The organism is Streptomyces sp. NBC_01233 (assembly GCF_035989305.1).
GTDB lineage: Bacteria > Actinomycetota > Actinomycetes > Streptomycetales > Streptomycetaceae > Streptomyces.
Window position 1 is genome coordinate 782,300 of sequence record NZ_CP108514.1, and the last position, 20,186, is coordinate 802,485.

Sequence of the window (20,186 nt, forward strand, 5' to 3'; positions counted from 1 at the left end):
CGCCAGCGGAGCGGTTCGGGGCACTCCGGTCGTTTGCTCGGCGAATTGCGCCGCACGGCGCTGCTGGTGCCACTGTCGGAGGGTGATGACGGTGGTCTGATGTCGGGGTGGCAGGGCGGGGTCCGCTGGATTTACGCGTTCACGGACGAGGAGGCGCTGGCGCGTTTCGCGGAGACGCGCGGTGTCGGTGCCGGGGCCCGCGAGTGGGAGTACCTGTCGATCCTGGGTGCCCGTCTCGTCGACGCGGTGATTCCCACGGTCGACGGCCCGACCGGTGTGGCGGTCGATGTCGCGGACGAGGACGCCTCGATGCTGTTCCCGCCCGTCGTGGGCATCGTCCCGGACGCATACGCCGTGGATGCCGATGCCGACCGTGTGGAAGCCGTCTGATGGCGGGCGACGGGGACCTCGAGGTCTCGCCGACAGCGGTCAAGAACATCCAGGACGGTCTGCGCAAGGCGATTGCCGAGTTGCGGGAGTCGGGGGATGCGGCCGGGGCCTCCCAGGGGGCCGGTTTCAGTGATCTGTCGATGACGGGGATGGAAGCCGGACATATGGGTCTGGCCACCGACTTCGAGGACTTCTGCGAGCGCTGGGAGTGGGGCGTGCGCAGTCTCGTGCAGAACGCCAGCGCCCTCGCCGGCAACCTCGGGATCGCGGCGGGAACGGTGTGGGAGGAAGAGCAGTACCTCCAGGGCGCGTTCAAGGTCGTCGCGAACGCCGCGTACGGGAATCCGCATGCGAGCGAGGACGAGATCGAGCAGAAGAGCTGGGACGACATCTGGCGGGCGGACGTCTACAAGCCGGACTACAGCGATGAGTCCTTCGAGAAGAGCGACGAGGACATCAAGAAGACCTGGTCGGAGACGGGCGACAAGCTGACCTCCAGCGGGTATCTCGGCTCGATCAAGGATCTGCTGGACCAGGCCGGCGGGGGCGGTAACTGATGGGCTGGAAGGACTTCGTACCGGACTCGGTGGAGGACTGGGCCGAGGACCGGGCCGAGGACGCCGGTGACCTGATCGAGTGGGGCGGTAACAAGGTCGCCGGCGCTGCCGAGAAGGTGGGCCTGGACGAGGCGGGCGACTGGGTCCGCGACAAGAGCCGCTCCGCTGCCAATCAGCTCGGCGCGGACGTCTCGGAGCTGGAGCTCGGGCAGACCGAGGACCCGAACAAGCTGGTCTACGGCAGTGTGTCGAAGATCCGCGCGCAGGTCTCGCACCTGAACGACTTCAAGTCCTCCTTCACCATGGTCGGCAACGGTCTGAAGGGGCTGGAGGGCGATGGGCTGAAGGGCGCGTCGGCGGACGCGTTCCGGGAGGCGATAGCCAAGGAGCCGCCGCGCTGGTTCAAGGCGGCCGAGGCCTTCGGAAAGGCCGCGGACGCGATGGGCCGCTTCGCGGAGACCGTGGAGTGGGCGCAGGGCCAGGCCAAGGAGGCCCTGGAGGAATACAACAAGGCCAAGAAGGCCTCGCTGGACGCGCGCACCGCCTACAACAAGTCGATCATCGACTACAAGGCGGCGGTGAAGGCGGAGAAGGACACGCTGCCGCCGCGGCCGGCCGACGACTTCACCGACCCTGCCGATCCGCTGTTCAAGGCGGCCGACGACAAGCTTCAGACCGCGCGCACGCAGCGCAACGAGACTGCGGAGACGGCCCGTACGGCGGTCCGCGCGGCCCGTGACGCCGCCCCGCCCAAGCCCTCGTACACCGAGCAGCTCGAAGACGGCATGGACTACCTGGAGCTCGCCGAGACCCACCTGGCGGGGGGTGTCATCAAGGGCACGGCGGGCCTCGCCAACTTCGTCCGCGCGGTCAACCCGATCGACCCGTACAACCTGACCCACCCCGCCGAGTACCGGACCAACCTCAACTCGACGGTCGCCGGCCTGGCCGTGGCGGTCAACGACCCCATGGGCGCGGGCAAGCAGATGCTCGACGAGTTCATGAAGGACCCCAGCGAGGGCATCGGCAAACTCATCCCGGAACTCGTCGGCACCAAGGGCTTTGGCGCCGCGAAGAAGACAGCATCGGTCACGAAGCACGCCGACGATGTCAAGGGACCTGGTCGCGTCCAGGCTGAGACGGATGGACCGCATAGCACTTCGCGCAAGCCCAGCGACAAGGAATGCGTGGATGACCCCGTCGACGTGGCGACCGGCCGAACGGTGCTTCCACAAACCGACCTTGTTCTGCCTGGTGCTCTGCCACTGGTTCTCACTCGGACCTTCGAGTCCTCCTACAGGGCCGGCCGCTGGTTCGGCCCCTCCTGGTCCAGCACACTCGACCAGCGGTTGGAGATCGATGCCGAGGGCGTTGTGCTGGTGGCCGAGGACACCGACCTGCTCACCTACCCACACCCTGCCCCGGGCGTTCCCGTCATGCCCTCCCATGGTCGGCGTTGGCCATTGGCCTGCACTCCTGAAGGGGATTACAGCGTCACCGACCCGCAGTCGGGGCGGGTCTGGCACTACAGTTGCGACGGTCTACTGCTCCAGCTCGGTGACCGCAATGGCAACTGGATCGCCTACGAGTACGACGCGGAAGGCCACCCGAAGGGCATCAGTCACAGTGGCGGGTATCGGGTGCGAATCGAGACCGCCGACAGCCGGATCACGTCGTTCTCTCTCCCGGACGGTACCGAGATCCTGGACTTCGGGTACACAGACGGCCACCTGACCGAGGTCACCAACTCGTGCGGCAAGCCGCTCCGCTTCGGCTATGACGATCGGGGGCGCATCGTCTCCTGGACTGACACCAACGGCCGCCACTTCGACTACACCTACGACGATCGCGACCGATGTGTCGCGCAGTCAGGGACGAACGGGCACCTCAATATGCGGTACTCGTACGAAGCGGGCGTAACTCGCGCGACGAACGAGATGGGGCACGTCCGCCAGTACCTTTTCAACGAACGGGTACAGGTGGTTGCCACTACAGACGAGACAGGGGTGACGTCCCTCACCGAGCGCGACCGCTTCAACCGCGTTCTTTCGTACACCGATCCGCTCGGCCAGGTGACCCGGTTCTCGTACGACGAAGCCGGCCGAGTGACGTCTGTGGTAGGTCCGGACGGTCGCGCGTCGACAGCCGAGTACAACGACCTCGGCCTACCTGTCCGTATCGTCGAAGCGAACGGATCCGTGATTCGCCAAGCGTATGACGCACGCGGCAACCGAATCTCCGTCACCGGGGCATCGGGTGCCCGCATGACCTTCGAGTACGACGAGCGCGGGAATCTCACCAAAACTGCGGACGCCTTGGGGCATGCCACTAGAATTCGCTACGACGAGGCCGGTCTCCCCGTGGAGGTGATCGACGCCGTTGGCGCGGTCACCCGCTGGGAGCGCGATGCGTTTGGCCGCCCCAGGGCGGTGACGGACCCTTTGGGCCGTTCCACCAAGCTTGCCTGGACAGTCGAAGGTCGGCTCCGCCATCGAACGGCTCCCGACGGAAGTACCGAATCGTGGACATATGACGGCGAGGGAAACTGCCTTACTCACACGGACTCTGCAGGCACCACTACAACCTCAGAATTCGGCGACTTCGACCTCCTCACTGCCCGGACATTCCCGGGAGGAGCTCGATACAACTTCACTCACGACTCAGAACTGAGGCTGACACAGGTCATCAACCCCGACGGAATGACCTGGTCATACACATATGATCCAGCTGGCCGCCTGATCGCCGAGACGGACTTCGACGCGCGTACGACCGCTTATGAGTACGACGGGGCGGGCCGTCTGACGGCCCGTACGACGGCTTGCGGCGACCGGATCACCTACTGCTACGACAGCTTGGGCAGGATCATCCGTGAAGGGGTAGCCGGCAACACCAGGACATACGAGTACGACGTCTTTGGCAGACTGGCCCGTGTCGCGGACGCCGATAGCGAGATGATCAGGCTGCGCGATCGGCTGGGGCGTCTGGTGGCCGAAACGACCGACGGCCGCACGATCAAGTACGAGTACGACATAACCGGCAGGCGCACGAGCAGGACCACCCCGAGCGGTGAGGTCACCCGCTGGTTCTACGACGCGGCTGGCAGAACCGCGGAGGTACATACCTCCGGTCACACCGTCGTCATCGGACGGGATGCCACCGGGCAGGCCTGCTCGTACATGTTCAGCACGGGTGTCGGTATCGACCATGCATTCGACGAGCACGGCCGCCGTAGGGTGCAGCAGGTGACGGGCCACGGCGGGGATACTCTGCAGCGGCGCGGTTACGCCTACCGAGCCGATGGGATCCTCACCTCGATCACGGACGCGATCGCAGGGACCCGTTCCTTCACTACCGACGACGCCTCCCGGGTCGTCGCCGTGGACTCGCCCGGATGGGTTGAGCGGTATGCCTACGACAGCATCGGCAACCAAACTGAGGCCACGTGGCCTGGTTCGCACCCCGGCGCAGATGCCGGTGGCCGCCGCGTCTATGAGGGGACCCGCCTCACCCGTGCCGGATCTGTCCGATACGAGCACGACATCGCGGGGCGTGTCGTCCTGCGGCAGAAAAAGCAACTGTCTCACACACCAGACAGTTGGCGTCACAGCTGGGATGCGGAGGACCGGCTGACATCCGTGGTAACGCCTGACGGCACCACGTGGCGCTACCGCTACGATCCGTTGGGCCGCCGTACGGCCAAGCAACGCCTGTCCACTTCCGGCGAGGTGGAAGAGGAGGTCCTCTTCACCTGGGACGGTCCCGTGCTCTGCGAGCAGACTGAGACCTCCCCCCGCTTCCCCAGCCCTGTTACCACCACCTGGTCTCACGAAGGACTGCATCCGCTCACCCAGACAGAACGAGTCGCCCGGGGCGATGACCAGCTGGAGATCGACTCCCGCTTCTTCGCCATCGTTACGGACCTGATCGGCACTCCGACCGAACTCGTCGACGAGCAGGGGATGCTTGCCTGGGAGACACGTAGCACGCTATGGGGAACAACTACCTGGAATCGGGATGCTACCGCTTATACTCCGCTTCGGTTCCCCGGCCAGTACTTCGACCCGGAATCCGGTCTTCACTACAACGTCAGCCGCACCTACGATCCGGAAACCGCTCGCTATATTTCACCGGACCCGCTGGGGCTCGCTCCATCCCCCAATCCCGTTGCCTACGTCCACAACCCTCACACCTGGGTGGACCCCCTCGGCCTGACGCCAGCAGACGAGTGCAAGTACCGAGTCGAGCGCGTCCCGCAGGATGAACTTGGCACTCTTTACCACTACACCAACGAAAAGGGCTACCAGGGAATCCTGGACAGTGAAGAAATGTGGCCGTCCATAAAGGAGCACAATCCGAAGGACGCACGTTTCGGAGACGGCCAGTGCCTATCACCGATCGAGCCAGGAACGAAGACACACGGGCAGCTTTCGCACGCCTTCGTGCAAGTCCTATGGGCCGGCCACAAGTTCACCCATTATTTCGAGATCGACGTTAGTGACCTCGAGGTCTGGCGCTCGGTTGAACGGCCTGACGTCTACGTCATTCTGAACGATCAAGCGTTGGATCTCAGCAACCGGATAGTACGCCACGGGAAGAGCTAATCCTCATGAAATACTGGCAGGTCAACTGGCTGCACGATACGCCCGAGGATCCTGTAACGATCTACAGTGAGATCGGCGAGGACGGATACGAAACGCGCAAGGTGCATATCTATCTCGACGGCAGCATTCTCCGTGCCGACGAGCATCACGAATCAAGAGAGATCGGTCTCGGCGAGATTCCAGTGGGAGATATTGACGACGTCGCCGCCCAGCCAGAATTCCAGGCGAAGGTCGTGACACAGGCAGTTTTCGAAGACGTGTGGGAAAAGGCCTCCTGGTCATCCCCATGAGCACGAAGGGGTAAGGTCCTTCACGGCCGAACGGCCAAGGCCGTCGTTGGCGACCACAATCGTGGACGGCGGCCCGGCACGGGACGTGATCCCGCGCCGTCGGGGGCCAGCCATTCACAGAGTCGAGCCCCCGAACCGGTCAAAGGGGTGATGACCGGCAGCGATCCAGCGCCTCAGTAGTCGTCAGGCGTCGCGCGGCGTTAGCGTGCTCTTCCTCTGCTGCGTCATCGGCGGAGCCGACACATGTCGAGCGCTTCGAGTGCTTCACACTGCTGCCGTATAAACAGGTGCGGGCCGCGGCGCTTGTCCGCGAGCCAGTTCGCCAGGTGCATGGCGGTATTGGGGCACGTGTAGTTGTGTGGGGGGGGACGTCCAGATGTTGCTGCCCATGCCAGAAAGCGCCTGCGCCGGTCGGACTGCCGAAGAACCGGGGCTCACACGTCGTCGCGCGGCCGGGACCGGGCCGCCGCCACCGCGCGGGCCTCGGCCTCCGCCTCGGCATAGCGCCCGGCCCGGTACAGGGCCATGGCTTGGGCCAAGGGGGATCTCGCCATCTTTCCGGCGCCGTTGCGGCCCCACGGCCTGAAGAATTTCATGCCCGGAGCATACGGATGCCTGCCAGGGGTGCCCGCTCGCGGGCGGCCACGCGCGCCGGATGCGACGCGGCCGAAACGCTGCCGCCGATCCTCCCCCACGGCCAATGTGAGGACGACCTCGACCAGGAGCAGACATTCGGTCAGGCGGTCGAACCGCTGCGTGGCGGCGCGGGCGGGCGGGTCATGCGGACGGTGGGGCCCTACTGCGAGATTTCGCGGACGGCGCGCAGCGCGGCGTGGGCGTAGTCGGTGGGGGTGGCGTCGCGGCGGTGGACTTCGGAGATGGCCGCAAGCGAAGGAGGAGGGCCGCAGACGAACCAGACTGGCGTGGGTGGTCTTGCCGGTGAGGCCGGCAAAGTCGTGCTCGCCGACGAGTTCGGCGCGTGTCTCTCCGACCTTGGTCACGCGCATGCGCCGGTCGCGTGCCTTCATGTCGGGAGCGAGGTCGCGGTACAGCTGTCCTTCGGTGACGACAGCGGCGGCCATAGATGGTTCTCCCTCTCGGGTTCCGCACGTGCCCGTGCACCCGCCGGACAACACTCTAGGGCGCCTCGAGGAGCTCGGGGCCGTTGTTGCGGACGTTGTTGACCGCGGTCGACACCGCGCGGACGTCCAGCAGGCCGCCCGCCGGGGCGGCGAGGAGGGCGCGCAGCTCGTCCGGGTCCTGGTGGGCCGGGTCGAGCCAGGCCTCGTAGTCGGCCGGGGCGAGGGCGAGCGGCATGCGGGGGTGCACGCGGCCGGCCGCGTCGGTGGCCTCGGTGGTGATGATGGTGCAGGTCGCCCACCATGCCGCCGCATCGTCGTCGTCGGCGACGGCGGGGTCGCGCCAGAACTCGTACAGCCCGGCCATCGCCATCACCTCGCCGTCCTCGGGGCGGATGAAGTACGGCTGTTTGTACGCCTTCGCGGTGCCGGAGGCGGGGACGGGCTGCCACTCGTAGAACCCGTCCGCCGGCAGCAGGCACCGGCGTTTGGCGAAGGCCCGCCGGTAGGCCGGCTTCTCGTGCACCGTCTCCACCCGCGCGTTGATCATCTTCGCGCCGCCGGTGGGGCTCTTCGACCACGACGGCACCAGTCCCCACCGCAGGGGCCGCAGCCGTCGCTCCAGCAGGCCCGTCTCGCGGTCGGCGCGCTCCAGCACCGCCCACACCGCGTCGGTGGGGGCGACGTTCCAGCTCGGCCCCAGCACGTGCCCGGGATCCGGGGGCGCCGTCTGGAAGAGGCCGGACAGATCCTGGGGGCTGCGGGTGGAAGCGTAACGGCCGCACATGCCGTCCACCCTGCCACCTGAGCCGATTTCCCGGCGGGTACACGCCGCGGCACGCACGCCCTGGTAGAACCGGAATGCACACATCCGCGCGAGATCGGCACCGGCTCGCCTCAGGTGGCGGCCGGTTTGCGGAACGGCCCTGGCGGGCAGACGGAGGCACACATCTCTCGCACGCATCGGACGACGGCAGGGTACGCACACAGATGATCACTGTCGGGGTCGAGGAAGAGTATCTGCTGGTGGATCCGGACACCGGACTGCCGGTCCCCCACGGCGCCGCGGTGCGGGCCGCGGCCGGCCTCGATCCGGTCTCCGCGGAGGACGACGTCCAGGCCGAGCTCCTCCAGGCCCAGGTCGAGGTCGCCACACCCGTCTGCACCGACCTCGGGGAGATCGGCGGCCACCTGCTGCGCCTGCGGCACGCCGTCGGCTCCGCCGCCGAGGCGACCGGCTGCAAGGCGGCGCTGACCGGGACCGCGCCGGTCAAGGGGGCCACACCGGTGCCCGTCACACCCGTGACCCGCTACCTGGCGATGCGCAACCACGCCGCCCGCCTGGTCGACGAACAGCTGATCACCGGCATGCACGTGCACGTGGGAATCCCGGACCGGGCCCAGGGCGTCGACGTGCTCAACCGCATCCGCGTTTGGCTCCCGACGGTGCTGGCGATGTCGGCGAACTCCCCGCTGTGGGAGGGTCACGACACCGGCTTCGCGAGCTGGCGCACCGTCGTCTTCGGACGGTGGCCGGTGAGCGGACCCACCCCTGTCTTCCGCGACGACGCCGACTACGACCTGCGTGCGGCCGAACTGGTGGAATCGGGCGTCATCGCGGACACCGGCCAGCTGTACTGGCACGCCAGGCTGTCGGAGAAGTATCCGACCGTCGAGATCAGGTGCGCGGACGTGCAGCTGCGGGCCGACGACGCGGTGATGTTCGCGGGCATCGTGCGGGCACTGGTGGCCACCGCCCTCGGTGAGGCCGCCCGCGGGGTGCCCGCGCCCCTCTGTACGCAGGAGATGCTGCAGGCCTCGACCTGGCAGGCCGCCCGGCACGGCGTGGGGGGACCTCTGGTCGGGCCGGACGGCGCCCGCCTCGAGGCCCGCGCGGCCGTGGCCCTGCTCGTGCGTCACATCCGGCCCGCGCTGGACGAGGCCGGGGACCTCCGCGAGGTGACGTCGCTCGTCCACCGCCTGCTACGGGACGGCACCGCGGCCGACCGGCAGCGCAGGGCGCTGTGGGAGGGCGGCATGCCGGCACTGATCGACCTGATCACCAACCAGAGCACCGCTCCCTGAACGGCAGGTCCCGCCGGGTCGGGATCGGGCGTGCCGGCGGCGGGGGTCAGCCCTGCCGGGGACCGGACCTGGCGTGCCCGTACGCCGCGGCCCGTGCAGCGCGGGCGGACGGGTTCACGTGCCCCGCCGTGCTCTCGTCGTGCGCCATCGGGTGCGGGACCCGAGGATGGAACCAGTCCCCCACCCCGCTGAAGGGAGCCTTCCCGTGCTGGAACGCGAGCGTCCTGACGACGAGGCCGAGGTCCGCCGACGCACCGGAGACCCGGCTGTCGAGCCCCGGATCCGGACGGCGTCCTCGTGGCCACTGGCCGCGGGCGACTACTGGTTCGGCGGCGAGGGCGGGGACGGCCACGGCTCCGGCGGCGCAAGAGGCGCGTCGACGCCCCGTTGATCTCTCCGCCGGCGGGGAAGGGGCGGAAAATGCCACAAGCCATCGCCCCACTGCGCGCCCTCGTCCGCCGTCACCGGGAACCCGCGGTCGTGCAGACCGTCCGCTCGACCGCGGCCGCCGTCATCTCGTACGTCGTCGCGCTCCGGGTCAGCGACGAGCCCGCACCCTTGACGGCTCCGCTCACCGCGCTGCTCGTCGTCCAGGTCACCCTCTACTCCACGCTCACCACCGGAATCCGGCGGGTCAACTCGGTCGTGGCAGGGGTGCTGCTCGCGATCGGCTTCAGCGCGCTCGTGGGCCTGACCTGGTGGAGCCTCGGGCTGATCATCCTGGTCTCGCTCGTCATCGGGCCGCTGGTGAAGGCCGGGGAGTTCGTACCCGAGGTCGCGATCAGCGCGATGCTGGTGCTGGGCGTGACCAGCGTGACGGACACCGCCTGGGACCGGGTGCTGGAAACGCTGATCGGCGCGGCGGTCGGTCTGCTGTTCAACTTCTTGTTCGTGCCCCCCGTGTGGATCGGGCCGGCGAGCGAGGCCATCTCGGACCTCGCCCGGCGCATGCGGGCCCTCCTCGGCCACATCGGCGACCAGGTCGCCGAGCACACCCCGGTCGAGAAGGCCGCCGCCCACCTCCACGAAGCCCGTCGGCTCGACAACGACATCGCGCTGGTCGACGCGTCCTTGCGGCAGGCGGAGGACAGTCTGCGGCTGAACCCGCGGGTGCGTGAGGGGCTCCTGTTCCGTCTGGTGCTGCGCACCGGACTGGACACGCTGGAGATCTGCGCGGTGGTGCTGCGGGTCTCCTGCCGGACCCTGACGGACCTCGCGAAGTCGCACCAGACGGGACCCCTCTTCCCGCTGCCCATCGCCGGGGCCCTGCGCGAGCTGTACGGGCACCTGGCCGTCGCCGTGGAGAGCTTCGCCGAGCTGATCACCGCGCAGGTCAGCGCCAACGCCGAACAGGCCGAGGAGAAGCTGGCCCGGGAGCTGACGACGGCCCGCGTCAGCCGGGACCGCCTCGCCGTGCTCCTCCAGGAGGAGGCGGGTGTCCATCCGGGGGCGTGGCAGCTGTACGGGGCGCTGCTCGCCGAGGCGGACCGGGTGCTCGACGAACTGGGCGTGGACAAGCGCTCGGAACGGCTCATCGAGGAACTCGACCGGCACTCCCGCATGCGGCGCGAGCGCTATCCGCGGCTGCACCGCCTGACCCGCCTGGCCCGGCGGTTCTTCTCCCGTCCGGCCTGAACCCGGGCCGGGCCACATGGTCTCCCTGCCGACCCGCCCGCCGTCACCGCAGGTGGTAGACGGCGAAGGCGCGGTCGATCACCGGCATGGCGACGTTGCGGACCCGCACACCGCCCGCCGTCAGGCCGTGTTCCGTCCCCCGGTGGGCGTGGCCGTGCACGGCGAGGTCTGCGCCGGCCTCGTCCATCGCCTCGGCGAGCAGGTAGCTCCCGAGGAACGGGTAGATCTCCAGCGGCTCCCCGGCCAGGGTGTCCGGCACCGGCGAGAAGTGCGTGAGCGCGATCCGTACGCCGCATCCCGCGTCCGTCACCTCGCGCAGCGCACGCAACAGCCCCTGGGCGCACCTGCGGGTGTATCCGATGAAGGACTTCATCTCGGGCTCGCCGAACTCGCTGCCGCTGCGCCCCGCGAAGCCTCCGCAGAACCCCTTCGTCCCCGCCACCCCCACCTTGACCCCGTCCAGGTCGAGGACCACGCCCTCGCCTTCCAGCACGCTCACCCCGGCCTCCACCAGGACCCGGGTCACCGTGTCCTGTTCGTCGCTCTGGTAGTCGTGGTTGCCGAGCACGGCCACGACCGGCACGGGCAGTTCGGCGACCTCGGCCGCGACCACGCGGGCCTCGGCGGCGGTGCCGTGGCGGGTGAGGTCCCCGGCGAGGAGCAGGACGTCCGCATGGCGGGGCAGCGTCTCGAAGGCCGGTCGCAGGAGTCCCTGGCTGTCCGGCCCGAGGTGGATGTCCCCGACCGCGGCCACGCGGATCACCACAGCACCTCCGCGTGCTCCGGGGGGTCCGTGTGTCCCACCACTACGTCGGTGAGCAGGGGTACGCCTTCCAGTTCGGCCTCCGCGATCTGCCGTACCGTGGCCCGGCATTCGGGCGTCGCGACGGTCCCGGAGACGACGACGGTGTCCCCGCGCAGGTCCACGCGGACGCCGAGTTCGGCGATGTCCGCCGCGGCGAGCCGCTGCCTCAGGTGCTCGATCCGGTACTCCACCGGTTCTTTCACGGGTCTCCCTCCCTGACCGGGCGGCTTCGCGCCGTCCCCCGCCGTCTGCGGCCGTCTCACTCCGTCTGCGGCCGTCTCCGCGCCGGCTCGCTCCGGCTCGCGCCGTCAGCCCGGCGCCGTGGTGGCCCGGCGTACGCCCCTGGCTCCGCTCCCGCAGGGGTCCGGCGACTCCGGCGACGGCTCCGACGCCGGCTGGTCGGCCGGCGGGGCATCGGTCAGCAGCCCGCTGCGCAGGTTCTGCAGAGTGCGGTTGAGCAGGCGCGACACGTGCATCTGCGAGATGCCGAGGAGCTCTCCGATCTCGGACTGCGTCATCTCCTGCCCGAAGCGCAGCGAGAGGATCTCCCGGTCCCGCTCGGGCAACCGCTCCAACAGCGGTTTGAGGGCCTCCAGGTCCTCGATCCGCTCGTAGGCGGGTTCCTCGCGCCCCAGGGCGCGCTGGGCCGTGCCCGGGTCGGCGTCCTCTTGCACGCACACGTCGAGGGAGCGGGAGGAATAGGCCTGCGCGGCCTGCCGGCCCTCCGCCAGCTCGGCGTCGGTGATCCCGAGGTGGGCGGCCAGTTCGGCTTCGGTGGGGAGCCGGCCCATGTCCTGCTCCAGCTCGTCCGAGGCCCTGGCCAGGCTCTGGCGCAGCTCCTGAAGCCGCCGGGGCACCTTCACGGCCCAGCTGGTGTCGCGGAAGAAGCGCTTGATCTCGCCGGTGATCGTGGGGAGGGCGAAGGAGGTGAACTCCACCCCGCGCGTCACGTCGTACCGGTTGATGGCCTTGATCAGGCCCACGGTGCCGACCTGGACGATGTCCTCCATCGGCTCGCTGCGTCCGCGGAAGCGGCGGGCCGCGAACTTGACCAGGCTGAGGTTGAGCTCGATGAGGGTGTTGCGCACGTACGAGTACTCGGCGGTTCCCTCGGTCAGGGTGCTCAGCCGCCGGAAGAGGACCACGGAGAGGGACCGGGCGTCGGCCGTGCTGGCCTTCAGGGGCTCGGTCAGCGGATCGACCGGGGTGCGGCCGTCGGTGGACGAGGTACGAGGAGTGTTCGACGTGTTCGATGTCTTCGACGTGTTCGGAGTCATGAGAAGGGGCCTCCGCCTCCGACGGGAATGTCGGACCGTACAGTCGGCTTCACACCGATTTATACCCTTTGACCTGCCGCCGACTCGCCGCCGGCCCCTCTTTTACCGGCGATACCCCACTGCCGTACCCCATCGCCGTTCCCCCGCTGCGCAGGCATGACGACCGGGGCCGTGGGCAGCAGCCGTGCATGAGCAGAGCGCAGCAGCAGACGCGTCGGTTGCTGCTGCGCGGCCGGGCCGGGGCGGTGACACGCTGCCGGGACTTCACTCGGGAGGCGCTCGCGGACTGGCAGTGGATCGCGGCCGGTGACGGGCCGCCCGGCGGCGGTCCGTCACCCGTCCATGAGCAGCGGGAGGACGACGAGCGGGCGCGCCGCCGGGAGCGGGTGGAGGACGTGCTGCTGATGGTCTCCGAGGTGGTCGCCAATGCCTGCCTGCACGCGGGCGGCCCCGTCGAGCTGGTTCTGCGTCACGGCGCGGACGGGCTGCTGATCGAGGTCACCGACGACAGCCCCGACCGCCCGGTGCTCCGCCCTCCGCGCGATCCGGCCCTCCCGGGAGGCCACGGCCTGATGGTGCTGGACCGCCTGTCCCGCAGCTGGGGCTGGCGGCCCGCAGCCGCCGGGAAGACGGTGTGGCTGGAGGTGCCCCCGCCCTGGCAGCCGGGTCCGGCCCCGGATCCGACCCTGCGGTGACCGTTTCCCGAACGGCCGGGCCCTCGGTCACGCCGGGACGAGCGTGACCTCGACGGTCTTGCCGCCACCGTAGACGAGGCTGCCCACGGAGACCCGCCGTGCCAGGCTGTGGATCAGCGCCCGTCCGAGGCCGCCTTCCGGCAGGGCACCGTGATCCGCAACCGTGCGGGGGGCCTCGCTGCCGGCGTCACTGACGCTGACCGTCAAGGTGCGGCCGTCGGTCTCGCCGGCGCCCGACACGCCCCGGGCGGGTTTGACGGGCGCCCGACCGGTAAGGCGCGCCGCATGAAGGCGCCTCCCTCCGAAGAGCTGGATCTGCGGGCCGAGGACACGACCCGGCTGCCGCAGGACCACACGCAGGCCATTCTGGAAACCACCAAGCGGGTGGCCGCGCTCCTCAAGGCCTCGGAGCAGCCGTTCGCACTCGCCGGCAGCGTCGCCGCGTTCGCGCACGGCGTGCCGGCCCATTTCCAGCACGACACGGACTTCTGTGTGCGTCCCGAGGACTCCGAGGCCGCGATCAAGGCCCTGGAGGACGGCGGCATCCCGATGCGCCGCGCCCCCGAGGACTGGCTGGTGAAAGGCCGGTCCGGAGGGGAGGAGATCGACCTGATCTTCGAACTCGCCAGACGTCCGGTGAGCAGCGAGCTGCTGGACCGGGCGGTGCTGCTGCCGGTGGACTCGGTGTGGATGCCGGTGCTCTCGCCCACGGACCTCATGGACAGCAAGCTCGCGGCCCTGTGCGAGCACTACTGCGACTTCGGGGACCTGCTGCCGATGGCGCGGATGCTGCGGGAGCAGATCGACTGGCGGCGGCTGGACGACGACCACCGGGCCGCGCCCCTGGCCGACGCGTTCCTGTACCTCCTGGAGCGACTCCGCGTCATCGGACCCCGCGACGGGGCGTGAGGCGCCGACGGTCGGAGCGCGGACGGCGACGGGTGCCGATTCCGGCACCGTCGTCCGTGGCGGCTCAGGTCGTCCTGCCTCGTCCGGTGACGAGGTCCCGGGCGCGGTCCACCAGGCCGAGGCCCGGGGCGAGCAGCTTGTTCGCCGGCGGTGTCGACGGGCTGCCCGGGTGCGGGCGGGTCGGCGCCAGCTTCTTCGCGCGGCGGACGCTGTCGCCCAGGTCGTCCAGGTCGCTCTGCGGGCAGTTGTGCCGCAGGGCCGGGAAGAGGTTCTCCTCCTCGTCCTTGATGTGGGCGAGCACCTCGATGCGCAGTTCGTCCACGCGGCTGCTGAACTCGGCACCCGTCGGATCCAGTTGCTCCAGCTCCTTGAGCAGCTTCTCCGCCCGGGAATGGTCCGCGATCTCCTTGTCCGCGATGCGGTCACCGCCGTCGAGATGCTCGCGGACGGCCGGATAGAGGTACTCCTCCTCCGCCACCGAGTGGCGGACGAGCTCGATGGTCAGCAGGTCTGCCAGCTCGCGCCTGCGCTCCCCGTCGGTGGCGGTGCGCAGTTGCACGAAGTAGTCCTTCACCTCGTCGTGGTCGGCGGTCAGTTCCCGCACCACGTCTCCGCCGTGTCCCATGGTGTGCCTCCGGATTCCAGGTCGTCCGGACGGCCCTCGCCCGGACCCGCTGGTCCGCGCCTGCCCCGAAGGGGACGAGTCATGCGATCGGATCTGACGACGGTGCGGGCGTTCTGCCCCGGCCCTCCCCTCCCGCAGCAGGACTGCTTCATGGTTCGCGTGATCCATTGGCGCCGCCGGTCAGACCAGGCGCTTCACGTGCGGCAGCCGGCCGACCTCGCGCAGCGGACCCTCCGTCAGCGGGACATGGCGTGGCCCGTACAGACCGGAACTTCCCTGGAGCGGGTGCTGCGCCTGCGCCGGTGGTAGGCGATCGTGACGGCGGCCAGCAACGGCCCCCAGGCGACGAGCGGCACGTAGCAGATCATCAGCGCCCACATCTCCGGGCCACTCGTGGGGAACGTCTCGCCGGTGTCGTTCAGCGGCTGGACGAAGTGGAAGACGTAGTTGAGCCCGGCATACGCACACAGCCCGGTGACCACGGTGGCGCCCGCCATGGCCGGGATGACGGCGGCGGCTGTCGGGATACGCCGACCGCCCAGCACCGGAACCCATCTGGGCACCACCTCGCCCCACGGGCGCACCAGCCCCAGGGTGAGCAGCGCGAGGCACTCCGAGAACACGGTGAGGGAGAGGACGTACGGCCGCTCCCACGAAAGCCAGTGGTGACCGCTGTTGCGGTCGACGAGCCCGAGCACCAGAGCGACCCGCCACAGCCCGGACGGCAGCACGACCAGCGGGACCGCGTGGGCGGAGATCCGTGCCCAGCGGGGCACGAAGCCGCCGCCCTCGATCGGTTCGACATCCTGCGTCGTCATGTGACTTCCCCCGGTTGTTCCACGCGTCACGGACAGCTGCTCATGCTGCCCGCCGACGCGTTCTGCCACATCGGCAACCGGAGTTACTGCAGCTCCCCCGAACAGGGGACGGCGAGCGCGCTTGGTGTGCGACCACAGCGGTACGGGACCTCATGTGGCGCCGCCGGCCTGGTCATGTCGCCCTCGCGTCAACACGGCGAGATTCCGCAGGTGGCGGGGACCGTCTGGAAACGCTTCCCGACCCACGCGGCCGGCGTGGACGCCGTCATGTTCTGGCCTCGGTGCTGCTGATCGCGGCCCGCACCGTCCGCCGTGCCCTGATGGCCTGGCCGACCTGCTCGGGTCCAGCCCGGCCGGAGCCGAGACCCTGGCACTGGCCCTGGCACTGGCCCTGGCCCTGGCCCTGGCCCTGGCCCTGGCCCTGGCCCTGGCCCTGGCCGGCAAGGGCGCCCGCGGCCCGCGCACCGGTGGTCACCGCAGCGGCGCACCTGCTGTCCGCGGTGGCAGGGAAGCGGCTCATGCCGCACCGCTACGCGGCCTTGCCGGTGCCTGTGTCCGGGCCCGTACCCAGGGCTACGTCGGCGCTATGCGGACAGGTCGAGGCGGTCCTGGGCGGCCGTGACGGCGTCGTGCGCGCGGAGCCGGCCCATCAGCACGCACAGGGTGTACGTCACGTCGTCCATCTCCCGGCGCGCGTCCTCGCTCCCGGGCTCCGCGCCCAGCCTCGCCCGGCAGGCCCGGAAACGGGCGAGGACCTTCTCGGTCAGGGCCCGGTTCGCGAGCATGGCCACCGGTGCGGCAGCTGCGGGCGCGGGGCACACCGGGCTGCGGGCGGATTCCACCGCGTGCCGCAGGGCCCGCTCGACATGGGCGGGGAGCGCCACCCCCTGTGGGGCGGCGACGATGGCCACGGCCAGCTCGACGTCCGTGACATGGGCGGCCGTGGCCGCCGAGGCGAGGACGACGCGGGCGTCCCGTGCCGAGCACGGCGTCATTGCCATGATCATCCCCACGGCCCGCGCCACCGCCGGATCGCCGACCGCACGCCGGCCGCCTGACATCGCCCCTTCAGTAACATCGGAGGGATTTTCGGTCGAGGAATGACGAAAACGAGGAACCATGCGGGATCATCCCTTCAACCGAAGGCAGACGGGGGCCATAACGAAGTCATGAAGGGTTTACCCTCGCGTACTCGGCGTGCACCTGCCGCAGGCAAAACTTCAGCTCTCCGTCGTGCCGTCCCTTCGTGAAGGGCGCGTCAGTCGGCGGGGCCCTTCCAGCGGGTCGGCCGTTCATCCGCTCCGGTCGGGCCGACCGGCCGGTCGAGGCGGCTCACCTCGTCCGTGTCCGCGGCTCGCGTGGTCCCGGATTCCTTTCCGGCCGGGCCCTCGCCCCGGGTCCGTGTGCCAGTCCGCGGCCGGGCGCGTGGTGCCGGGCTTCGCCGTCGTGGCCGTGCAGGGGTACGCCTCCCGCGCCGCCTTGGTCGTCCATGACAGACCCCTTCCTTCGTGTTCCGTCCCGGCGCCTGCCCGGACGGCGTTGCCGGAAACTCACGGCTGGAGGCCGGGCCGGCGTCCCGTGCATGAGCCGGCCGTATCCGGGGAGGCGCCCGGGAGACGGTGACGCGCGCCCGCCCGGGGCGGTCACCCCGCACGGAGAGGTATGAGCCATGACCGAGGAAGCGTTCTGGGCCTACCACCCGACCGCTGGCCACCAGACGGGCCTCGACCTCGTCGGTTACAAGGTCGAGGCCACCGACGGCAGCATCGGAAAGGTCGACAAGCACTCCGATGCCGTCGACGCCGCCCATCTCGTCGTGGACACGGGTGTCTGGATCTTCGGCAGACACGTACTGCTCCCGGCCGGCATCATCCAGCGCATCGACACGGCCGAGAAGAAGGTCTACGTCAACCGCACCAAGGACCAGATCAAGCACGCGCCCGAGTTCGACGAGATCAAGTACACCGGCGAGCCGACCTATTTGGACCAGTACTCCCGGTACTACGGCCACATGTGAGACGACCCGGCCCCTAGGAAGGGTGCGGGTCCGGTGACACGGCGCGCAGGGAGTACAGGACGGGAGGGTGGGAATCCCCGAAAGGGAACCGGTACCGGCCGTCCCGGCCCCCGGGCAGGATGGCGCGCGGGTCGAACTCGGCGGCGACGTGTTCGCCCAGGTGCTTCACCGTGAGGCCCGCGGACGCGGCCGAGGTGACGATCTCACCGAGCGAGTACGGGTACTGGACGGTGTCCTGCGCCGGCAGGCTCTGCCCGGGTTCGGCGCAGGTTCTGGTGACCGTCTCGCGGTGCGGCTCGCCACCGCCGTAGGGCCAGTCGACGACCAGCGGATCGATGGCGGCGACCGTCCGGAACGCCGGATGCAGATCGACGAGGACCAGACTGCCTCCGGGGCGCAGCGCCATCGCCGCACCGCGCATCCAGGCGTCCGGGTCGGCGATCCAGCAGGGCACCCCGTAGGTGGCGACGACCAGGTCGGAGCCGGCGGCCAAGGTCTCGGACAGCCGCCGGGTGTCGGCTTCGACGAAGGTGGCGTCGAGACCGGTACGGCCGGCCAGCAGCCGGGCCCGCTCGGCCGCCGCCGGCGCGAAGTCGACCCCGGTGACCCGGGCTCCCAGCCGGGCTCAGCTCAGCGTGTCCATTCCGAAGCGGCACTGCAGGTGCAGCAGGTCCTTGCCGGTGACGTCGCCCGCCAGCTCCCGTTCGAGGGCGTAGAGGGGCTGACGCCCCGCGACGAAGGACTCCACGTCGTAGAACCTGTCGGTGGGCGTCGAGCCGTGGATCCGGGCACACACGTCCCACAGCGCACGGTTCAGGGCCAGTCCGTCGTCGGCGTCGGGCCTGCTCTCGGGCCTGGTTTCGGGCCTGGTTTCGGGCCTGGCCCCGAGGATGACACACGCGGCGGGCGTTCCGCGGGCGGGTTTGGACGACATCTCAATTGGTGGCTGATGGCGTAGACAGCCGCTGGCAGGCAAACTCGTCCGGCACCAGCCGCTCAACGATCCCCACCACGACCCACAGCCTACCGAGGCAACCAAACGAGATGACCTCTTAGGCTGACGGTCATGGAGGGGCGGGGGCGCAACTACCGGTACGTGGGGCCGGTTGACCTGCGGGCGCTGGTCCGGCCGGGGAGCGAGGGCCGGAGGGTCCGCTCGGCGGCGGACTTCGACGACTGGGCGTCGGCGCTGGCGCCGGAGGAACTCGCCAAGCCCTTCACCTTCGTCGTCGACACCGCCGGTGTCCTGCGCCTTGCGCCGCGCCGCAGTGAGCACGTGGTGTGCGCCGGCGGTGGACCGGTCCGGGGCGCCGGTGAGATCGGCTTCCGCCGGGAGTCCGGTCGGTGGGTGGTGCGGGAGGTAAGCAACCAGTCCACGGGCTACTGCCCGGACGCCGATTCGTGGACGGCCGTCGCGGACGCGCTGGACGCGGCCGGCATCGGGTACCCGCCCGGGTTCACCCACGAGGTGGTGTTCCGCCGGTGCCCCTCCTGCCGGGAGCTGAACATCGTGCGGGAGGAGGACTTCGTCTGCGTCTTCTGCGACGGGGAACTGCCGCGGGAGTGGAACGTGGACGACGGCGGGGCAGGGCCGGGCCGGGAAAGCGGCTGATGCGGCCGATGCCGCCGATGCCGCCGATCGTCTTCGCGTACGCTTCCCCGGCCGCCGGAGCGGCGTTCCCGCCGGCTACGGGGTCCCGAGCAGGTCGAGGACCGGCTCCAGTCCCGCGGGGCGCTGGTCGACCGGCAGGTGGTCCACGAAGTGCACCGCGCAGCCCAGTGCCCGAGCGCCGCCGTCCGCGTGGCGGTCGTCGCCGACCATGAGTACGTCGGCGGGTGCCGGTCCGAGCCGGGCGCAGGCGACCCGGAAGATCTCCGGGTCGGGCTTCTGCGTGCCGAGCTCGAAGGAGAGCACGTAGGCGTCGACCAGCTCGTCCAGTCCGTGCGTGCGGAAGACCGGGCGGAGGTCCCAGCCGATGTTGCTGACCACGGCCACCGGCAGCCCCCGCCGCCGCAGTTCGCGCAGGGTCCGTCCGGTGTCCGGGTAGGGCCGCCAGGCGGCGGGGCTCATGTGGCGGTCGTACAGCGCCTGCAGCAGCTCCGGCGCCGGCAGACCGGCCGCCCGGGCCAGTCCGCCGTAGGCGGCGCGGTGCTGATCGGCGCTCATGTCCCGCTCGTGCCAGAGGGTTTCGAGGTGTGCGGGCACCTGCCGGGGCGCCGGCCCGCCCGGCAGTGCGCCGTACTCCGTCAGCCGCCGCGCCGTCTCGCCGAACTCCTCGTCGGCCAGCGGTATGCCGGTCGCCGCGAGGGCGGCGGCCAGCCACTCCTCGGTCGACTCGATGCGCAGCAGTGTGCCGGAGAAGTCGAACATCACTCCTTTGATCATGTGGTGATCGTAGGGCA

General features: G+C 69.8%; 26 protein-coding genes and 1 pseudogene. 12 read left to right on the top strand and 15 right to left on the bottom strand.

Annotation, left to right across the window (positions count from 1 at the left end; translation table 11 throughout):
• Positions 1–99: 99 nt before the first annotated feature.
• Genes OG332_RS03970 through OG332_RS03985 form a run of 4 tightly spaced genes read left to right on the top strand, consistent with a single transcriptional unit; the run spans position 100 to position 5,838 of the window.
• Positions 100–390 (top strand): SseB family protein, encoded by a 291-nt coding sequence (locus OG332_RS03970; protein ID WP_327412106.1) that lies wholly within the window; start codon positions 100–102, stop codon positions 388–390.
• Positions 390–947, top strand: a complete 558-nt coding sequence (locus OG332_RS03975; RefSeq protein WP_327412107.1) for a hypothetical protein — start codon at positions 390–392, stop codon at positions 945–947. Before OG332_RS03970 ends, OG332_RS03975 begins: the two co-directional genes overlap by 1 nt.
• A complete protein-coding gene (locus tag OG332_RS03980; RefSeq protein ID WP_327412108.1) occupies positions 947–5,548 on the top strand; it encodes a putative T7SS-secreted protein in 4,602 nt (1,533 codons plus the stop codon). The genes OG332_RS03975 and OG332_RS03980 overlap by 1 nt, the downstream gene beginning before the upstream one ends.
• Positions 5,549–5,553: 5 nt before the next feature.
• Positions 5,554–5,838 carry a DUF6881 domain-containing protein gene (locus OG332_RS03985; protein ID WP_327412109.1) on the top strand — a complete coding sequence of 95 codons (285 nt, stop codon included), beginning with the start codon at positions 5,554–5,556 and terminating at the stop codon, positions 5,836–5,838.
• Between the two features lie 434 nt (positions 5,839–6,272).
• Here the strand turns inward: OG332_RS03985 and OG332_RS03990 are convergent, their stop codons facing one another.
• The gene (locus OG332_RS03990; protein ID WP_327412110.1) at positions 6,273–6,434 is read right to left on the bottom strand and encodes a hypothetical protein; all 162 of its coding nucleotides are present in this window, start codon (positions 6,432–6,434) and stop codon (positions 6,273–6,275) included.
• Positions 6,435–6,449: 15 nt separating this feature from the next.
• Between OG332_RS03990 and OG332_RS03995 the strand changes: the two genes are divergently transcribed.
• Entirely contained in the window at positions 6,450–6,680 is a 231-nt protein-coding gene (locus tag OG332_RS03995; RefSeq protein WP_327412111.1) for a hypothetical protein, read from the top strand.
• Here the strand turns inward: OG332_RS03995 and OG332_RS47765 are convergent.
• The 3 genes and pseudogenes from OG332_RS47765 to OG332_RS04000 all read right to left on the bottom strand — a co-directional run bounded on the left by OG332_RS47765 (position 6,635) and on the right by OG332_RS04000 (position 7,704).
• Entirely contained in the window at positions 6,635–6,790 is a 156-nt protein-coding gene (locus OG332_RS47765) for a DUF6354 family protein (RefSeq protein WP_442816328.1), read from the bottom strand. The genes OG332_RS03995 and OG332_RS47765 overlap by 46 nt on opposite strands.
• A pseudogene (locus tag OG332_RS47770) lies at positions 6,741–6,920 on the bottom strand (DUF6354 family protein); the annotation flags it as partial. The pseudogene OG332_RS47770 and the gene OG332_RS47765, both read right to left, overlap by 50 nt.
• 55 nt (positions 6,921–6,975) lie before the next feature.
• Positions 6,976–7,704: an SOS response-associated peptidase gene (locus tag OG332_RS04000; protein WP_327412112.1), complete on the bottom strand. Its 729-nt coding sequence runs from the start codon at positions 7,702–7,704 to the stop codon at positions 6,976–6,978.
• A 203-nt stretch (positions 7,705–7,907) separates the two neighbouring features.
• Between OG332_RS04000 and OG332_RS04005 the strand changes: the two genes are divergently transcribed.
• The 3 genes from OG332_RS04005 (at position 7,908) to OG332_RS04015 (ending at position 10,637) form a co-directional block, all read left to right on the top strand.
• Positions 7,908–9,002: a carboxylate-amine ligase gene (locus tag OG332_RS04005; RefSeq protein WP_327412113.1), complete on the top strand. Its 1,095-nt coding sequence runs from the start codon at positions 7,908–7,910 to the stop codon at positions 9,000–9,002.
• Between the two features lie 205 nt (positions 9,003–9,207).
• Entirely contained in the window at positions 9,208–9,393 is a 186-nt protein-coding gene (locus OG332_RS04010) for a hypothetical protein (protein WP_327412114.1), read from the top strand.
• Between the two features lie 29 nt (positions 9,394–9,422).
• A complete protein-coding gene (locus OG332_RS04015; protein WP_327412115.1) occupies positions 9,423–10,637 on the top strand; it encodes an FUSC family protein in 1,215 nt (404 codons plus the stop codon).
• A gap of 43 nt (positions 10,638–10,680) precedes the next feature.
• Here OG332_RS04015 and OG332_RS04020 read toward each other — a convergent pair whose 3' ends face one another.
• The 3 genes from OG332_RS04020 to OG332_RS04030 all read right to left on the bottom strand — a co-directional run bounded on the left by OG332_RS04020 (position 10,681) and on the right by OG332_RS04030 (position 12,719).
• A complete protein-coding gene (locus OG332_RS04020; RefSeq protein ID WP_327412116.1) occupies positions 10,681–11,400 on the bottom strand; it encodes a metallophosphoesterase family protein in 720 nt (239 codons plus the stop codon).
• The gene (locus tag OG332_RS04025; RefSeq protein WP_327412117.1) at positions 11,397–11,645 is read right to left on the bottom strand and encodes a BON domain-containing protein; all 249 of its coding nucleotides are present in this window, start codon (positions 11,643–11,645) and stop codon (positions 11,397–11,399) included. The genes OG332_RS04020 and OG332_RS04025 overlap by 4 nt, the downstream gene beginning before the upstream one ends.
• 105 nt (positions 11,646–11,750) lie before the next feature.
• Positions 11,751–12,719, bottom strand: coding sequence for an RNA polymerase sigma factor SigF (locus OG332_RS04030; protein ID WP_327412118.1), 969 nt, complete (start codon positions 12,717–12,719; stop codon positions 11,751–11,753).
• 188 nt (positions 12,720–12,907) lie between these two features.
• On the opposite strand from OG332_RS04030, the gene OG332_RS04035 reads away from it, so the two are divergent.
• Positions 12,908–13,414, top strand: coding sequence for an ATP-binding protein (locus OG332_RS04035; RefSeq protein ID WP_327412119.1), 507 nt, complete (start codon positions 12,908–12,910; stop codon positions 13,412–13,414).
• A gap of 27 nt (positions 13,415–13,441) precedes the next feature.
• Here the strand turns inward: OG332_RS04035 and OG332_RS04040 are convergent, their stop codons facing one another.
• A complete protein-coding gene (locus OG332_RS04040; protein ID WP_327412120.1) occupies positions 13,442–13,654 on the bottom strand; it encodes an ATP-binding protein in 213 nt (70 codons plus the stop codon).
• Positions 13,655–13,699: 45 nt separating this feature from the next.
• On the opposite strand from OG332_RS04040, the gene OG332_RS04045 reads away from it, so the two are divergent.
• The gene (locus tag OG332_RS04045) at positions 13,700–14,323 is read left to right on the top strand and encodes a nucleotidyltransferase family protein (protein WP_327412121.1); all 624 of its coding nucleotides are present in this window, start codon (positions 13,700–13,702) and stop codon (positions 14,321–14,323) included.
• 64 nt (positions 14,324–14,387) lie between these two features.
• On the opposite strand, the gene OG332_RS04050 is transcribed toward OG332_RS04045, so the two are convergent.
• The 4 genes from OG332_RS04050 to OG332_RS04065 all read right to left on the bottom strand — a co-directional run bounded on the left by OG332_RS04050 (position 14,388) and on the right by OG332_RS04065 (position 16,767).
• A complete protein-coding gene (locus tag OG332_RS04050; protein ID WP_327412122.1) occupies positions 14,388–14,948 on the bottom strand; it encodes a hemerythrin domain-containing protein in 561 nt (186 codons plus the stop codon).
• Between the two features lie 236 nt (positions 14,949–15,184).
• Positions 15,185–15,766: a hypothetical protein gene (locus OG332_RS04055; protein ID WP_327412123.1), complete on the bottom strand. Its 582-nt coding sequence runs from the start codon at positions 15,764–15,766 to the stop codon at positions 15,185–15,187.
• Positions 15,767–16,031: 265 nt separating this feature from the next.
• Entirely contained in the window at positions 16,032–16,286 is a 255-nt protein-coding gene (locus tag OG332_RS04060) for a hypothetical protein (RefSeq protein WP_327412124.1), read from the bottom strand.
• 64 nt (positions 16,287–16,350) lie between these two features.
• Positions 16,351–16,767 (bottom strand): DUF5133 domain-containing protein, encoded by a 417-nt coding sequence (locus OG332_RS04065; protein ID WP_327412125.1) that lies wholly within the window; start codon positions 16,765–16,767, stop codon positions 16,351–16,353.
• A gap of 668 nt (positions 16,768–17,435) precedes the next feature.
• Between OG332_RS04065 and OG332_RS04070 the strand changes: the two genes are divergently transcribed.
• Positions 17,436–17,783 (top strand): PRC-barrel domain-containing protein, encoded by a 348-nt coding sequence (locus tag OG332_RS04070; RefSeq protein ID WP_327412126.1) that lies wholly within the window; start codon positions 17,436–17,438, stop codon positions 17,781–17,783.
• Between the two features lie 13 nt (positions 17,784–17,796).
• Here the strand turns inward: OG332_RS04070 and OG332_RS04075 are convergent, their stop codons facing one another.
• Together OG332_RS04075 and OG332_RS04080 are read right to left on the bottom strand one after the other, a co-directional pair.
• Positions 17,797–18,402 carry a class I SAM-dependent methyltransferase gene (locus OG332_RS04075; RefSeq protein WP_327419103.1) on the bottom strand — a complete coding sequence of 202 codons (606 nt, stop codon included), beginning with the start codon at positions 18,400–18,402 and terminating at the stop codon, positions 17,797–17,799.
• Positions 18,403–18,408: 6 nt separating this feature from the next.
• Complete coding sequence (locus OG332_RS04080; protein ID WP_327412127.1) at positions 18,409–18,717, bottom strand: hypothetical protein; 309 nt, start codon at positions 18,715–18,717, stop codon at positions 18,409–18,411.
• Between the two features lie 132 nt (positions 18,718–18,849).
• Between OG332_RS04080 and OG332_RS04085 the strand changes: the two genes are divergently transcribed.
• A complete protein-coding gene (locus OG332_RS04085) occupies positions 18,850–19,395 on the top strand; it encodes a hypothetical protein (RefSeq protein WP_327412128.1) in 546 nt (181 codons plus the stop codon).
• A 75-nt stretch (positions 19,396–19,470) separates the two neighbouring features.
• Here OG332_RS04085 and OG332_RS04090 read toward each other — a convergent pair whose 3' ends face one another.
• Complete coding sequence (locus OG332_RS04090) at positions 19,471–20,169, bottom strand: HAD family hydrolase (RefSeq protein WP_327412129.1); 699 nt, start codon at positions 20,167–20,169, stop codon at positions 19,471–19,473.
• Between the last annotated feature and the right edge of the window lie 17 nt (positions 20,170–20,186).